The organism is Klebsiella sp. 2680, from assembly GCF_900198535.1.
GTDB lineage: Bacteria > Pseudomonadota > Gammaproteobacteria > Enterobacterales > Enterobacteriaceae > Klebsiella > Klebsiella indica.
This window is the reverse complement of the sequence record NZ_FZNJ01000001.1, coordinates 1,055,836-1,070,905: the sequence shown is the minus strand read 5'-3', so window position 1 is coordinate 1,070,905 and position 15,070 is coordinate 1,055,836. Positions and strand designations below refer to the sequence as shown.

Here is a 15,070-nt window from a genome sequence, read left to right as displayed (position 1 = left end):
GCTTAGCCAACGACCAGATTGAGCAGTTTACCCGGAACGTAAATCACTTTACGCACGGTCACACCGTCGAGATATTTTGCCACCAGATGTTCCTGGGCTGCACGCTCACGCACCTGCTCTTCGCTTGCATCCACCGCAACGGTAATTTTACCACGTACTTTACCATTGACCTGGACCACGACCAGCGTGGTGTCCTCAACCATCGCGCTTTCATCCGCGACCGGCCACGGCGCGTTGTCGATATCGCCTTCACCGCCCAGCTCCTGCCACAGGGTAAAGCTGGCATGCGGCGTGAACGGGTTGAGCATTCGCACCACGGCAAGCAGAGCTTCCCGCATCAGCGCACGATCCTGTTCGTTTTCCTGCGGCGCTTTCGCCAGTTTGTTCATCAGCTCCATAATTGCCGCAATCGCGGTATTGAAGGTCTGACGGCGACCAATATCATCGGTCACTTTGGCGATGGTTTTGTGTACGTCGCGACGCAGCGCTTTTTGATCTTCGCTCAATGCGTTTGCATCAAGCGCAACGACATCGCCTGTGGCAAGGTGTTCATAGATCAGTTTCCATACGCGTTTCAGGAAGCGGTTGGCCCCTTCCACGCCGGACTCCTGCCACTCCAGCGTCATATCCGCCGGCGAGGCGAACATCATAAACAGACGAACGGTGTCCGCGCCGTAACGTTCAACCATCTCCTGCGGATCGATACCGTTATTTTTCGACTTGGACATCTTGCTCATGCCGGTATACACCAGCTCATGGCCTGCGGCGTCTTTGGCTTTCACGATCCGGCCTTTCTCGTCGCGCTCAACGAGCGCGTCTTTCGGTGAAACCCAGTTACGCTCGCCGTTTTCTCCGACGTAGTAGAAGGAATCCGCCAGTACCATCCCCTGGCACAGCAGCTGTTTAGCCGGTTCGTCGGAGTTAACCATACCGGCATCGCGCATCAGTTTGTGGAAGAAGCGGAAGTAGAGCAGGTGCATAATGGCGTGCTCAATACCGCCAATGTAAATGTCGACCGGCAGCCAGTAGTTCGCCGCTTTCGGGTCCAGCATTCCCTGATCATACTGCGGGCAGGTGTAGCGCGCGTAGTACCAGGACGATTCCATAAAGGTATCGAAGGTGTCGGTTTCGCGCAGCGCAGGCTGGCCGTTAACGGTGGTTTTCGCCCACTCAGGATCGGCTTTAATTGGGCTGGTGATACCGTCCATCACGACATCTTCCGGCAAAATCACCGGCAGTTGATCTTCTGGCGTCGGCAGCACGGTACCGTCTTCCAGCGTGACCATCGGGATCGGTGCGCCCCAGTAGCGCTGACGGGAAACGCCCCAGTCGCGCAGGCGGTAATTGACTTTACGTTTACCCACCCCGAGGGAAGCCAGCTTATCCGCGATGGCGTTGAAACCTGCTTCATGATCCAGACCGCTGAACTCGCCAGAGTTAAACAGTACGCCTTTATCGGTCATCGCCTGAGCGGAGAGATCCGGTTCGCTACCGTCAGCGGCAAGGATAACCGGCTTGATGTTCAGTCCGTACTTGCTGGCAAACTCATAGTCGCGCTGATCGTGGCCCGGAACAGCCATTACCGCACCGGTACCGTACTCCATCAGGACGAAGTTCGCCGCCCACACCGGGATGGTTTCGCCCGTCAGCGGATGAATCGCTTTGTAGCCGGTATCAATGCCTTTTTTCTCCATCGTCGCCATATCCGCTTCGGCTACTTTGGTATTTTTGCATTCGTCGATAAACGCCGCCAGCGCGGGGTTCCCGGCAGCCGCCTGCTGCGCCAGCGGGTGGCCCGCCGCGACGGCCAGGTAGGTGCAACCCATGAAGGTGTCCGGGCGGGTGGTGTATACGGTCAGCTTGTCGGCATATTCGTTGACATCGAAGGAGATCTCTACCCCTTCGGAACGACCGATCCAGTTGCGCTGCATGGTTTTAACGGTATCAGGCCAGTGATCCAGATTATCCAGATCGTTCAGCAGTTCGTCTGCATAGGCGGTGATTTTGATAAACCACTGCGGGATCTCTTTGCGCTCAACTTTGGTATCGCAGCGCCAGCAGCAGCCGTCGATAACCTGCTCATTCGCCAGAACGGTCTGATCGTTCGGACACCAGTTCACCGCGGAGGTCTTTTTATACACCAGACCTTTTTTATACAGCTCAGTGAAGAACTTCTGCTCCCAGCGATAGTATTCCGGGGTGCAGGTCGCCACTTCCCGGCTCCAGTCATAGCCGAAACCCAGCTTTTTCAGCTGATTTTTCATGTAGGCGATGTTGTCATAGGTCCACGGAGCAGGGGCGGTGTTGTTCTTCACCGCCGCGCCTTCCGCAGGCAGACCAAACGCATCCCAGCCGATAGGCTGCAGCACGTTTTTACCCAGCATACGCTGGTAACGGGAAATAACGTCGCCGATGGTGTAGTTGCGCACGTGGCCCATGTGTAGTCGGCCAGAAGGATATGGAAGCATCGACAGGCAGTAATACTTCTCTTTGCTCTCGTCTTCGGTGACTTCAAATGTACGATTTTCGTCCCAGTGAAGCTGGACTTTCGATTCTATCTCTTCCGGGCGGTATTGCTCTTGCATGGCAGCCAGTGGTCCTGTTTTCAATAACAGCTACAAAATGTAGCCAATGGATGTGTTATTTCAGATCGGCATAGCATAGCCCAAACGCCAACGTCAAAACAGCCTTTCACACACTTACATGGAGGAAAGCGGCGGAGAATATTTCACGAGTCTGTGGCGTGACTTGCAGAGCCGCATGTGGATAACGTCTATTCTTAGAAGAAGTTAACCACACCGGAGGCGAAAAGATGAACAAGGTTGCTCAATTTTACCGAGAGCTGGTGTCAACGCTCAGTGAGCGGTTACGCAATGGAGAACGTGATATCGACGCGCTGGTGGAGCAGGCCAGGGCAAAAATCAGTCAGTCCGGCGAGTTAACGCAGAGTGAAATCGAGAATGTTATTCGCGCCGTCAGGCGGGATCTGGAGGAGTTCGCGCTCAGTTATGAGGAGGGCCAGGAAGCGCTCAGCGACAGCGTTTTTATGCGCGTGATTAAAGAGAGCCTGTGGCAGGAGCTGGCGGATATTACGGATAAAACGCAGCTTGAGTGGCGTGAGGTATTTCAGGATCTCAGTCACCACGGCGTTTATCACAGCGGCGAAGTGGTGGGGCTGGGGAACCTGGTGTGTGAGAAGTGCCACTATCATCTGCCGATTTATACGCCGGATGTGCTGCCCCGCTGCCCAAAATGCGGCCACGATCAGTTTCAGCGTCGGCCATTTGAGCCTTAAACAGGCGGGCATTGAAGCGCCAGCATTGATCCGGGCAGGCGATACGACAAATTCGTGGTATCGCCTGTTTATTGCTTAGACGCGCGTCGCGATCTTAATGCAGAATTTTGGCGAGGAAGTCTTTCGCGCGTTCAGATTGAGGGTTAGCGAAAAACGCTTCTTTATCGGCGTCTTCGACAATTTTCCCTTCATCCATAAAGATCACCCGGTTGGCCACTTTGCGCGCGAAGCCCATTTCATGAGTGACCACCATCATGGTCATCCCTTCATTAGCCAGCTCGACCATCACGTCCAGCACTTCGTTGATCATCTCAGGATCCAGTGCTGAGGTCGGCTCATCGAACAGCATGGCGATCGGGTCCATACAGAGCGCACGAGCAATCGCGACGCGCTGCTGCTGGCCGCCGGATAGCTGTGCCGGATATTTACTGGCATGGGCAGACAGTCCTACCCGCTCCAGCAGTTTTAACCCTTTTGCGCGCGAAGAGGCTTTATCGCGATTGAGCACTTTGACCTGGGCCAGCGTCAGGTTGTCGATAATAGACAGATGCGGGAACAGTTCGAAGTGCTGGAACACCATACCAACGTGAGAGCGAAGTTTAGCAAGGTTGGTCTTTTTGTCGTTAACGGTGGTGCCGTCAACGATGATGTCACCTTGCTGTATTGGTTCCAGACCGTTAACGGTTTTAATCAGCGTGGATTTACCGGAGCCTGAAGGCCCGCAGACCACCACCACTTCGCCTTTTTTCACTTCCGTGGAGCAGTCGGTCAGCACCTGAAAGTGACCATACCATTTTGAAACGTTTTTCAGGGTAATCATTACACAGTCCTTTTCTTCAACCAGCTGACCAACAGCGATGCGCTGAGACTAATAACAAAATAAACGGCACCTGCGAACAGGATCATTTCTACCTGGGTTCCGTCACGTTCGCCAATGGTGGTGGCGGTGCGGAAGAAGTCGGCCAGGCTTAAAACGTAAACCAGCGACGTATCCTGGAACAGTACGATGCCCTGCGTCAGCAGCAGCGGCACCATGGCGCGAAACGCTTGCGGCAGAATCACCAGTTTCATGGACTGCCAGTGGGTCATGCCCAGTGCCAGCGCCGCGCTGGACTGACCGCGAGAGATACTCTGAATGCCGGCGCGAATAATCTCTGAATAGTATGCGGCTTCAAACATGGAGAAGGCGACCATCGCCGAAATCAGGCGAATGTCGGTCTTCGGCGACAGGCCCAGTACGTTTTGCAAAAAGCCGGGCACAATCAGATAAAACCACAGCAATACCATGACCAGAGGGATGGAACGGAAGACGTTGACATAGGTTTTGGCAAACCACGCCAGCGGCAGGAAGCTCGACAGGCGCATAACCGCCAGAATCGTCCCCCAGACAATGCCGATAATAATCGCCGTCACGGTGATTTTTAGGGTGATAACCAGCCCTGCCAGCAGGTATGGCATTGAGGGAATAATGGAACTCCAGTCAAAATCGTACATTATTTCCCCCCCATATTGCCCGGCAGGCGGACCTTACGTTCGACCACATACATAGCCAGCATAATTACGGCGTTGATAAAAACGTAGGCCAGGGTGATCGCGGTAAACGACTCCCAGGCATGGGCCGAGTAATCCAGCAGTTTACCGGCCTGCGCGGCCATATCAGCAAGCCCTATCGTGGATGCGATGGCCGAGTTTTTCACCAGGTTCATCATTTCAGAAGTCATCGGCGGGACGATAACCCGGTAGGCGTTGGGCAGCAGGACGTAGCGATAGGTTTGCGGCAGCGTCAGTCCCATTGCCAGACCGGCATTTTTTTGTCCGCGCGGCAGCGATTGGATACCAGAGCGGACCTGTTCGCAGACGCGTGCCGCGGTAAATAACCCCAGGCACAGCATGGAAGAGACGAAGAATTGAATATTCGGGTCCAGCTCGGCCTTAAACCACATACCAATGTTTTCCGGCAGCAGTTCCGGGACGACCAGATACCAGGTAAAGAACTGTACGATAAGCGGGACATTACGAAAGAACTCAACGTAACAGGTACCGATCATCGATAGCAGGCGATTAGGGACGGTGCGTAAAATACCGAATAACGAACCGACGAAGAAGGCGATAATCCAGGCCGTTATCGACAGTGCGACGGTAACCTGAAAGCCACTCCAGAGCCAGCCTAAATAGGTTGTGTTGCCGAATGGGGCCTGTTGCAGGAATATTCCCCAGTTCCAGTCTATTGACATAAATAACTCCTGGAAAAAAAGGGTAGCAGCGCTACCCTCGAAGATCATTGCTCAGCTTGTTTCGGTATTCGCGGCGGCTGGGGAACGACCAGCCGCCGTATAGTCTGTCCGTACTGTAACAACGATCGGGAGGGCAGGATTTTCCCGCCCCTTGTTTTTGTAATTAGTTAAGAGCTTTATCGTTAGGTGATTTGAACAGCGCTTTCATATCTGAAGAGAGTTCGAAGTTCATGTTCAGGTTCTTCGGCGGAATGGGGTTTTTGAACCACTTATCGAACCATTTCTCGGCTTCGCCAGAGGTCTGGGCGTGGGCAACGGTCTCGTCAACCAGCGCTTTGAACTGCGGATCGTCTTTACGCAGCATACAGCCGTAAGCTTCCTGAGACTGTGGTGTGCCGACAATCTCCCAGTTATCCGGCTTTTTCGCCTTCGCGCGTTCGCCGGCCAGCAGAGCATCATCCATCATAAAAGCCACCGCGCGACCGCTTTCGAGGGTTCGGAAGGAGTCACCGTGATCTTTTGCACTGATAATGCGCATGTTCATTTTTTTCTCGTCATTCAGCTTGTGCAGCAGAATTTCAGATGTGGTGCCCGACGTTACGACGACAGCTTTACCTTTCAGGTCGGCGAAGTCTTTAATCGGCCCGCCTTTTTTCACCAACAGGCGCGTGCCGACGACGAAAATCGTGTCGGAGAAGGCGACTTGTTTTTGCCGTTCCAGGTTATTGGTGGTGGAGCCGCATTCGAAATCGTAGGTGCCGTTTTGCAACAGCGGGATGCGGTTTTGCGAGGTGATGGGGATCAGTTTCACATCAAGGTCAGGCTTGTTCAGCTTCTTCTTGATGGCATCAACAATCGCATTGGAGTAGTCCTGCGAGTAGCCTACGACCTGCTGCTTGTTGTCATAGTAAGAGAACGGAACGGATGATTCACGATGACCGACGACGACAACGCCGTTTTTGGCAATTTTATCCAGAGTACTCTGACCTGCTGCTGGCGCAGTATCTTCTGCATGTGCCGCACTGGCGGTCAGACCCATGACCAGCATTGCTGCGGCCAGTTTACGTAATTGCATATCGGACTCCTTATCCTTAGCGTCACCGGACGCTATTGATACCCATTGTGAATGTGTGTGCTGTTATCGCTGCCGTCTTTGCGTGCAGCATTTGTATGTGTTTGTTAGCATTTAGTTTGGCTTAATGTAAAGATTTTGCTCTTATATTGTTGATTTTTGCGAAGTGCGCCGCACCATTTAAAGGCAAAAAAGCTTCACTGCACCAAACTTGAGCATGTCATTGCCTCTTGATGGTGCAACCGGGTTGTACCACCGGGGATCACGTTGCTACATAGATTTATTAAGCAATGTCCATGCCAATAAAGCAGGGAAGACGGGAGGAACCGCAGCGACACAGGCCGCTGCGGTGGCAGAGAACAAGGGGGAATTATTGACGGCGCTGGCGCAGGCTCATTAGCAGCGCGCCGAATCCAAACAGGACAGTGAGCGCCCACAGCGGCCAGTTTCCGGTTCGGGCGTATGGCGTCAGGCCGGAAGTGGGCGTCACTTTGGTCGTCAAGACGGCGCGGGTAAACTGGGGGAGCATATCCTGAATTTCGCCGCGCGGGCCGATGACCGCGGTAATGCCGTTATTTGTGCTGCGCAACAGCGGGCGGGCCAGCTCCAGCGCGCGCATCCGCGCCATCTGGAAGTGCTGCCACGGGCCGATAGATTTCCCGAACCAGGCATCGTTGGAGATGGTCAACAGAAAATCAGTATCCGGGCGGAAGTTATCCCGTACCTGCTCGCCAAGAATAATTTCATAGCAGATCGCCGCCGTCAGACGCAAATTGTGCGCCACCAACTGAGGCTGCAGGTAAGGCCCGCGGCTGAAGGAGGACATTGGCAGGTCAAAGAACGGGGCCAGCGGACGCAGAATAGATTCCAGCGGCACAAATTCGCCAAACGGCACCAGATGGTTCTTATTGTAGCGATCCTTTGAGTCGTAGCTGTAGGGGTTATCTTTACCCAGCGTGATGATGGAGTTGTAGGTATCGTAGCGATTGTGCTGATTCAGGCGCGAATCGACGATACCGGTGATCAGCGAACTGTTTTTCGCGCGCATCAGGTCGTCCATCATGCTCAGAAAACGCTGCTGATTGATTTCCAGATCGGGAATAGCGGATTCCGGCCAGATGATTAACTGTGATTTACCCATATGCGGCTGGGTGAGATCCAGATAGGTTTTCAGCGTATTGATTAACTGATCCGGATCCCATTTCATCGCCTGTGGAATATCGCCCTGTACCAGCGAAACTTCGGTTGCCCGTGCCGGCAGCAACTGATACCACTGAATGTAGCGCAGCGGGAAGGGCAGCGCGAACAGCACCGCGGCGGTAATCAGCGCTTTCACGTTACGCTGCACGATAGCCAGCGTCAGCAGGCCGCTGACCACCATCAGCAGGAAGCTAATTGCCTCGACGCCCATCACCGGGGCGAGACCTTTTAGCGGGCCGTCAATCTGGCTATAGCCAAACTGCAGCCACGGAAAACCGGTTAATACCCAGCCACGCAGGAATTCGCTAATTTGCCATACCACCGGCGCGGCGACAGCGACGCGTATCCAGCTGGTTTTCGGCCACAGGCGCGAAAGGATCCCGGCGAATAACCCGGTATAAAGTGAAAGATACGCGGCCAGCAGAACCACCAGGAAAACGTTGACCGGCCCCGGCATCCCGCCGAACTGCGCAATACTGACGTAGACCCAGTGAATACCGGAACCAAACAGCCCCAGTCCCCAGAAATAACCGATCCAGGCGCTTTGCAGCGGACGACGATTAAGGGTTAAACCTTGTAGGCCCATTAGCGAAATAATCGCCGCGGGCCAGACGTCATAAGGTGAAAAAGCCAGCGTTCCGCTGGCTCCGAATAACAGCGCCAGCAACAGACGTATGCGCTGGCGTTCAAGAAGAGAGGCAAATACCATTTAGGTTAATCGTCCCGGTGGTTTAGTCTTCCAGTTTCGGCTGTGGCGCATCATCAGGAAGCTTTACATGTACCTGAATAATACGTCGACTGTCAGCCATTGCGACCTTGAATTGGTAACCATCAATGTCGATAGATTCGCCGCGGGCGGGCAGATGACCAAACGCCTGCATCACGAGGCCGCCGATGGTATCAACTTCTTCATCGCTAAAGTGGGTGCCGTAAGCTTCGTTGAAGTCTTCGATGGAGGCCAGCGCCCGCACCGTCCAGGTATGGCGGCTCAACTGACGAAAATCGATATCTTCTTCTTCGTCGTATTCGTCTTCTATTTCGCCGACGATCAGCTCAAGGATGTCTTCAATGGTTACCAGGCCTGAGACGCCGCCGAACTCATCGATAACGATAGCCATATGATAACGCTGGGAGCGGAACTCTTTCAGCATGCGGTCAACCCGCTTGCTTTCAGGCACGACAACCGCCGGACGCAACACTTTTTCCATGCTGAAGGCTTCGGCATCGCTGCGCATAAACGGCAGCAGATCTTTGGCCATCAAAATCCCTTCAATGTGATCTTTATCTTCGCTGATCACCGGGAAACGCGAGTGCGCGGATTCGATGATCACATCGAGGCATTCGTCAAGCGTCTGATTGCGTTTCAGGGTGATCATCTGTGAGCGGGGGATCATAATATCGCGGACGCGCTGGTCGGCAATGTCCATTACCCCTTCGAGCATATCGCGCGTATCTTCGTCGATAAGATCGTTTTGCCCGGAATCACGGATCAGCGCCAGCAGTTCATCACGATTCTTGGGTTCACCGTGAAAAAGCTGGCTGAGTAAGAGGGAGAAAAATCCCTTTTTGCTGTTTACTGTGTCGCTACTGTGTGAATTGTCGTCGCTCATGGCGTCGTATGGGTTCTCATGTTAGTTAAATCGTCGCTCGTCACGCGTATACTCAGCGCCCGGCATAGCGGCCAGTCGCCGGCAAAGCCGGCGGCAGGTTATTCCTTCTCGGCAATGTACGGATCCTCATAGCCCAGAGCAAGCATTATCTCTGTTTCGAGGGATTCCATCTCTTCTGCTTCTTCGTCAACAATGTGGTCATAGCCCAAAAGGTGCAGGCTACCGTGGACAACCATATGCGCCCAGTGGGCCTCCAGCGGTTTGCCTTGCTCTTTTGCTTCCTGTTCGACGACCTGACGGCAGATAACCAGATCGCCAAGCAGCGGCATTTCAATGCCGGGGGGCGCTTCAAACGGGAAAGAGAGCACATTCGTCGGTTTATCCTTCCCACGATAAGTCAGGTTCAGCTCATGGCTTTCCGCTTCGTCAACCAGGCGAATCGTGACTTCCGATTCTTCCTGGAACTGCGGGATGACGGCATCAACCCAGCGTTGAAACTGAGCTTCATCCGGCATTCCGCTGTTATCTTTGCAAGCCAGCTGTAAATCGAGAATGACCTGACTCATTTATGCTCCTGTTGCTGGGCTTCGCGTTTGCGCTCGGCGGCCAGTTCTGCTTTGCGTTTTTGGTCTGCTTCTTCCCATGCTTCATAGGCGTTAACGATACGGGCGACAACCGGGTGGCGCACCACATCTTCGCTATGGAAGAAGTTGAAGCTAATTTCATCGACCTCCGCCAGCACTTCAATCGCGTGGCGCAGGCCGGATTTGGTGCTACGCGGCAGGTCAATCTGGGTGATATCGCCGGTAATGACCGCTTTAGAGTTAAAGCCGATACGGGTCAGGAACATTTTCATCTGTTCGATGGTGGTGTTCTGGCTCTCATCAAGGATGATAAACGCATCGTTCAGCGTACGACCGCGCATATAGGCCAGCGGCGCAACCTCAATAACATTGCGCTCAATAAGCTTTTCGACCTTCTCAAAACCGAGCATCTCGAACAGCGCATCGTACAGCGGCCGCAGGTACGGGTCGACTTTTTGGCTCAGATCGCCTGGCAGGAAGCCCAGCTTCTCTCCCGCTTCCACCGCCGGGCGGGTCAGCAGAATACGGCGAATTTCCTGACGCTCCAGAGCATCCACCGCCGCGGCGACCGCCAGATAGGTTTTCCCGGTTCCGGCAGGGCCGACGCCGAAGGTAATATCGTGATCAAGAATATTGGCGATGTACTGTGCCTGATTCGGCGTACGTGGCTTGATGACGCCGCGCCGGGTTTTGATATTGATGGCCTTACCGTAGTCCGGTACGCTTTCGGCGCTCTGTTCCAGCACGCGGGCTTCTTTGATCGCCAGATGGATCTGTTCCGGTTCAATATCCTGAATCTCGCCGCGCATCGGGGCGGTATCGACGTACAGACTACGCAGAATATCGGCGGCGGCATTAACGCATATTGCACGCCCGGTCAGTTTAAAGCGATTATCGCGGCGATTGATCTCGATACCCAGCCGCCGTTCGAGCTGTTTGATGTTGTCGTCAAACGGGCCGCACAGCCCCAACAGGCGTGCGTTATCCGCGGGTTCCAGGGTAATTTCACGGGTTTCTATGTTCAAACTGTTCCTCTTATACGCGTTTGCCGGGCGGCAAAATTCACCGGGCAGTAAGGAAATTATTCACGTCATCGGAATAGGGTGCAAGCATCGCTGTAGATATTGGGGCCCGGAGAGGAAATACAAGGCCCACCGGCGCGGTGGACCTGAACGGGTTAAGGCTGATAGAAACCGACGCCAGTCTCGTTTTCTTTACGGGTACGGGCAATCACTGATTCCGGTGTTTCCGCGATGCGTAACCCCATTTCGTCTTCGGTACGCACCACTTTGCCGCGCAGGGAGTTGGTCCAGACGTCGGTAATTTCCACATCGACAAACTTGCCGATCATTTGCGGCGAGCCTTCAAAGTTCACCACGCGGTTATTTTCGGTACGGCCGGAAAGCTCCATAATGCTTTTGCGGGAGGTTCCTTCCACCAGAATACGCTGCACGGTGCCGAGCATACGGCGGCTCCAGGCCGTCGCCTGCTGGTTGATACGCTCCTGCAGGATATACAGGCGCTGCTTTTTATCTTCTTCCGGCACGTCATCAACCATATCCGCCGCCGGGGTGCCCGGACGCGCGGAAAAGATAAAGCTGTAGCTCATATCGAAATTGACATCGGCAATCAGCTTCATGGTTTTTTCAAAATCATCGGTGGTTTCGCCAGGGAAGCCGACAATGAAATCAGAGCTAATCTGAATATCCGGGCGCGCCGCGCGCAGTTTGCGGATAATCGCTTTATATTCCAGAGCGGTATGGGTGCGGCCCATCAGATTCAACACCCGGTCAGAACCGCTCTGTACTGGCAGATGCAGGAAGCTGACCAGTTCGGGCGTATCGCGATAAACCTCAATGATATCATCGGTGAACTCGATCGGATGGCTGGTGGTAAAGCGAATGCGGTCGATACCGTCAATGGCGGCGACCAGGCGCAGCAGATCGGCGAAGCTACCGGTGGTGCCATCGTAGTTTTCCCCGCGCCATGCGTTGACGTTCTGCCCGAGCAGGTTGACTTCACGTACGCCCTGGGCCGCCAGTTGGGCGATTTCAAACAGGATATCGTCGCTCGGGCGGCTGACTTCCTCACCGCGGGTGTAAGGCACGACACAGTAGGTGCAGTACTTGTTGCAGCCTTCCATGATAGACACAAACGCAGAAGGACCTTCAGCGCGTGGTTCCGGCAGGCGATCGAATTTCTCGATTTCCGGGAAACTGATATCGACGACCGGGCTGCGGTTACCGCGAACGGAGTTGATCATTTCCGGAAGGCGATGCAGGGTTTGCGGGCCAAAAATGATATCGACGTAATGGGCGCGCTGGCGAATGTGGTCGCCTTCCTGCGAGGCCACGCAGCCACCGACGCCGATGATCAGATCGGGATTTTTCTCTTTCAGCAGCTTCCAGCGTCCTAGCTGATGGAACACTTTTTCCTGAGCCTTCTCACGGATTGAGCAGGTGTTGAGCAGCAGCACATCTGCCTCTTCCGCCACTTCAGTGAGTTGATACCCGTGCGTGGCATCCAGCAGATCGGCCATCTTTGATGAATCGTATTCGTTCATCTGACAGCCCCAGGTTTTAATATGGAGTTTTTTGGTCATCGACTTGCTCATGCTTAATTAGGTATACCCAATGTCATTTTCTTCACCGGACGTTACGCTGCAATGTGAAGCGTGACGGGTATAAAGCCAGGATTGCAGGGCGCGTATTGTAATGCTTTGACCGCGCCCTGACCAGTACGACCGTAATCACCACAAGGCGAATAAAAATCCGGTAAACTCAGGTGATTCGAATTTAAGGATAATAGCCATGACAATTCATGCAACAGATGTCGTTATCGTCGGCGGTGGAATGGTTGGCGGCGCCCTGGCGCTTGGGCTGGCGCAGCACGGTTTTACGGTAACGGTGATTGAAAAAAATGCGCCGCCTGTTTTTGACGCGTCTTCGACGCCTGACATACGTATTTCAGCAATCAGCGCGGCATCGGTGGGATTGCTGAAAAGCCTGGGCGTCTGGGATGCGGTACAGGGGATGCGCGCGCATGCGTATCGTCAACTGGAGACCTGGGAGTGGGAAAGCGCGCATGTCGTTTTTAATGCCAGCGAACTGAAGCTGCCTGAACTGGGCTATATGGTGGAAAATAATGTCCTGCAGGGCGCTTTGTGGCAGGCGCTGGCGGCGCATAATCAAGTCTCTCTGCTGGTGGGGGTGTCACTGCAGGAGATGCAGCGTGGGGAGACGCAGGCATCGTTAACGCTAACCGACGGCAGCCAGCATCAAGCACGGCTGGTGATTGGGGCTGATGGCGCTAATTCACAGGTACGGCAACTGGCGGGTATCGGCGTTCATGCATGGCAGTATCAACAGGCCTGCATGTTGATTAGCGTACAGTGCGCGGACGCCCCCGGCGATAGCACCTGGCAGCAGTTTACCCCTGAAGGACCGCGCGCGTTTTTACCGCTGTTTGACCATTGGGCTTCACTGGTATGGTACGACACGCCTGCCAGAGTTCGCCAGTTACAGGGAATGAGCATGGTCCAGTTACAGCAAGAGATTACCCGCCACTTTCCGTCACGGCTGGGAGAGGTGACGCCGCTAAGCGCGGGCGCATTCCCGTTGATCCGCCGCCATGCGTTGCAATATGTGAAGCCGGGGCTGGCGCTGGTCGGTGATGCGGCGCATACCATTCACCCGCTGGCTGGGCAGGGGGTGAATCTGGGCTATCGGGATGCTGACGCCTTGCTGGATATTTTGAGCAGCGCGCGAGCGCACGGTGAAGAGTGGGCCAGCCTGCCGGTGCTTAAGCGTTACCAGACGCGACGCAGAGCGGATAATTTTCTTATGCAGTCAGGAATGGATCTGTTTTACGCTGGATTTAGCAACGATCTGCCGCCGGTGCGCATGTTGCGCAATATTGGCCTGATGGCGGCTGAGCGCGCTGGCGAACTGAAACGGCAGGCCCTGAAATACGCATTGGGATTGTAACCGTGACTTTCCCGGTTGATGAAATATCAGGTCGGGTTACAGAAGAGGGGATACCGGTTATCTTTCAGATCGCGGACGGATTCGCGACTGTTTTCTGGTGTATTCCTGGGGCGGGGCTTTGCGGGCCAGAGCAGAACCGGTTTAAACTTCTCTGACGTGTTAAATGACAGAAAGCAAAAAGCTCGCCTGAGCGAGCTTTTTGCTTTCTGTTGGCTGGGGTACGAGGATTCGAACCTCGGAATGCCGGAATCAGAATCCGGTGCCTTACCGCTTGGCGATACCCCAATTGTCTGTTGGTGAATATTTCCCCGCATTTACTTCGGCGATTCAGCCAACGACGCGCTTATATATAAAGCGACTTTTAAAATTGGCTGGGGTACGAGGATTCGAACCTCGGAATGCCGGAATCAGAATCCGGTGCCTTACCGCTTGGCGATACCCCAACAATTTTTCTGGATTTATCGAAGCTAATCAATAATTCCTTTATATGGTGGCTACGACGGGATTTGAACCTGTGACCCCATCATTATGAGTGATGTGCTCTAACCAGCTGAGCTACGTAGCCAGATTTTACTGCTTTACTTCGATGGCTGGGGTACCTGGATTCGAACCAGGGAATGCCGGTATCAAAAACCGGTGCCTTACCGCTTGGCGATACCCCAATATCGTCGCGGTTAACCGCAAACATCGAAGGAATGTGGCTGGGGTACCTGGATTCGAACCAGGGAATGCCGGTATCAAAAACCGGTGCCTTACCGCTTGGCGATACCCCAATAACCATCTTTTACTTACAACGCCAACGAGTAAATGGTGCGGGAGGCGAGACTTGAACTCGCACACCTTGCGGCGCCAGAACCTAAATCTGGTGCGTCTACCAATTTCGCCACTCCCGCAAAAAAGATGGTGGCTACGACGGGATTTGAACCTGTGACCCCATCATTATGAGTGATGTGCTCTAACCAGCTGAGCTACGTAGCCATCTTTTTTTGCGCTACCTTATCGGCGTTGCGGGGCGCATTATGCGTATTGAGCCCTGAAGCGTCAACCCCTTTTTCATCGAAAATGGATTGAATGTAACTGTTTGGTTAG

12 protein-coding genes and 7 tRNA genes are annotated in these 15,070 nt (G+C 54.0%); 2 read left to right on the top strand and 17 right to left on the bottom strand.

Features of this window, described 5'->3' with window-relative positions:
* Window positions 1–2: 2 nt before the first annotated feature.
* A complete protein-coding gene (gene leuS, locus FN037_RS05140) occupies window positions 3–2,585 on the bottom strand; it encodes a leucine--tRNA ligase (RefSeq protein WP_138360701.1) in 2,583 nt (860 codons plus the stop codon).
* Window positions 2,586–2,812: 227 nt separating this feature from the next.
* Here leuS and FN037_RS05135 point away from each other — a divergent pair, with 227 nt between their 5' ends.
* Complete coding sequence (locus tag FN037_RS05135) at window positions 2,813–3,295, top strand: zinc ribbon-containing protein (protein ID WP_138360700.1); 483 nt, start codon at window positions 2,813–2,815, stop codon at window positions 3,293–3,295.
* A gap of 94 nt (window positions 3,296–3,389) precedes the next feature.
* Here the strand turns inward: FN037_RS05135 and FN037_RS05130 are convergent, their stop codons facing one another.
* The 9 genes from FN037_RS05130 to miaB form a co-directional block, all read right to left on the bottom strand.
* Window positions 3,390–4,115: an amino acid ABC transporter ATP-binding protein gene (locus tag FN037_RS05130; RefSeq protein WP_138360699.1), complete on the bottom strand. Its 726-nt coding sequence runs from the start codon at window positions 4,113–4,115 to the stop codon at window positions 3,390–3,392.
* Window positions 4,115–4,789: a glutamate/aspartate ABC transporter permease GltK gene (gene gltK / locus FN037_RS05125; protein WP_138360698.1), complete on the bottom strand. Its 675-nt coding sequence runs from the start codon at window positions 4,787–4,789 to the stop codon at window positions 4,115–4,117. The genes FN037_RS05130 and gltK overlap by 1 nt, the downstream gene beginning before the upstream one ends.
* Window positions 4,789–5,529, bottom strand: coding sequence for an amino acid ABC transporter permease (locus FN037_RS05120; protein WP_138360697.1), 741 nt, complete (start codon window positions 5,527–5,529; stop codon window positions 4,789–4,791). Before FN037_RS05120 ends, gltK begins: the two co-directional genes overlap by 1 nt.
* 163 nt (window positions 5,530–5,692) lie before the next feature.
* Window positions 5,693–6,604, bottom strand: coding sequence for an amino acid ABC transporter substrate-binding protein (locus FN037_RS05115; RefSeq protein ID WP_138360696.1), 912 nt, complete (start codon window positions 6,602–6,604; stop codon window positions 5,693–5,695).
* 367 nt (window positions 6,605–6,971) lie between these two features.
* Window positions 6,972–8,510 (bottom strand): apolipoprotein N-acyltransferase, encoded by a 1,539-nt coding sequence (gene lnt / locus FN037_RS05110; RefSeq protein WP_138360695.1) that lies wholly within the window; start codon window positions 8,508–8,510, stop codon window positions 6,972–6,974.
* Between the two features lie 22 nt (window positions 8,511–8,532).
* Complete coding sequence (gene corC, locus FN037_RS05105; protein ID WP_004130445.1) at window positions 8,533–9,411, bottom strand: CNNM family magnesium/cobalt transport protein CorC; 879 nt, start codon at window positions 9,409–9,411, stop codon at window positions 8,533–8,535.
* A gap of 98 nt (window positions 9,412–9,509) precedes the next feature.
* Window positions 9,510–9,977 (bottom strand): rRNA maturation RNase YbeY, encoded by a 468-nt coding sequence (gene ybeY / locus FN037_RS05100; RefSeq protein WP_142501673.1) that lies wholly within the window; start codon window positions 9,975–9,977, stop codon window positions 9,510–9,512.
* The gene (locus tag FN037_RS05095) at window positions 9,974–11,020 is read right to left on the bottom strand and encodes a PhoH family protein (protein ID WP_142501672.1); all 1,047 of its coding nucleotides are present in this window, start codon (window positions 11,018–11,020) and stop codon (window positions 9,974–9,976) included. Before FN037_RS05095 ends, ybeY begins: the two co-directional genes overlap by 4 nt.
* A 152-nt stretch (window positions 11,021–11,172) precedes the next feature.
* The gene (miaB, locus tag FN037_RS05090) at window positions 11,173–12,597 is read right to left on the bottom strand and encodes a tRNA (N6-isopentenyl adenosine(37)-C2)-methylthiotransferase MiaB (protein ID WP_138360692.1); all 1,425 of its coding nucleotides are present in this window, start codon (window positions 12,595–12,597) and stop codon (window positions 11,173–11,175) included.
* Window positions 12,598–12,805: 208 nt separating this feature from the next.
* Between miaB and ubiF the strand changes: the two genes are divergently transcribed.
* The gene (gene ubiF / locus FN037_RS05085) at window positions 12,806–13,981 is read left to right on the top strand and encodes a 3-demethoxyubiquinol 3-hydroxylase (protein ID WP_142501671.1); all 1,176 of its coding nucleotides are present in this window, start codon (window positions 12,806–12,808) and stop codon (window positions 13,979–13,981) included.
* 210 nt (window positions 13,982–14,191) lie between these two features.
* Here the strand turns inward: ubiF and FN037_RS05080 are convergent.
* The 7 genes from FN037_RS05080 to FN037_RS05050 form a co-directional block, all read right to left on the bottom strand.
* Window positions 14,192–14,266 (bottom strand) — tRNA-Gln (locus tag FN037_RS05080).
* Window positions 14,267–14,349: 83 nt separating this feature from the next.
* Window positions 14,350–14,424 (bottom strand) — tRNA-Gln (locus tag FN037_RS05075).
* A 45-nt stretch (window positions 14,425–14,469) separates the two neighbouring features.
* Window positions 14,470–14,546, bottom strand: a tRNA-Met gene (locus FN037_RS05070).
* A 22-nt stretch (window positions 14,547–14,568) separates the two neighbouring features.
* Window positions 14,569–14,643, bottom strand: a tRNA-Gln gene (locus tag FN037_RS05065).
* 36 nt (window positions 14,644–14,679) lie between these two features.
* Window positions 14,680–14,754: transfer RNA gene (locus FN037_RS05060), tRNA-Gln, on the bottom strand.
* 35 nt (window positions 14,755–14,789) lie between these two features.
* A tRNA-Leu gene (locus FN037_RS05055) sits at window positions 14,790–14,874 on the bottom strand.
* 8 nt (window positions 14,875–14,882) lie between these two features.
* A tRNA-Met gene (locus FN037_RS05050) sits at window positions 14,883–14,959 on the bottom strand.
* Window positions 14,960–15,070 lie beyond the last annotated feature (111 nt).

Coding starts and splice junctions, on each gene's coding strand:
- leuS (WP_138360701.1), bottom strand. CDS start 2,585: ATGCAAGAGCAATACCGCCCGGAAGAGATAGAATCGAAAGTCCAGCTT.
- FN037_RS05135 (WP_138360700.1), top strand. CDS start 2,813: ATGAACAAGGTTGCTCAATTTTACCGAGAGCTGGTGTCAACGCTCAGT.
- FN037_RS05130 (WP_138360699.1), bottom strand. CDS start 4,115: ATGATTACCCTGAAAAACGTTTCAAAATGGTATGGTCACTTTCAGGTG.
- gltK (WP_138360698.1), bottom strand. CDS start 4,789: ATGTACGATTTTGACTGGAGTTCCATTATTCCCTCAATGCCATACCTG.
- FN037_RS05120 (WP_138360697.1), bottom strand. CDS start 5,529: ATGTCAATAGACTGGAACTGGGGAATATTCCTGCAACAGGCCCCATTC.
- FN037_RS05115 (WP_138360696.1), bottom strand. CDS start 6,604: ATGCAATTACGTAAACTGGCCGCAGCAATGCTGGTCATGGGTCTGACC.
- lnt (WP_138360695.1), bottom strand. CDS start 8,510: ATGGTATTTGCCTCTCTTCTTGAACGCCAGCGCATACGTCTGTTGCTG.
- corC (WP_004130445.1), bottom strand. CDS start 9,411: ATGAGCGACGACAATTCACACAGTAGCGACACAGTAAACAGCAAAAAG.
- ybeY (WP_142501673.1), bottom strand. CDS start 9,977: ATGAGTCAGGTCATTCTCGATTTACAGCTGGCTTGCAAAGATAACAGC.
- miaB (WP_138360692.1), bottom strand. CDS start 12,597: ATGACCAAAAAACTCCATATTAAAACCTGGGGCTGTCAGATGAACGAA.
- ubiF (WP_142501671.1), top strand. CDS start 12,806: ATGACAATTCATGCAACAGATGTCGTTATCGTCGGCGGTGGAATGGTT.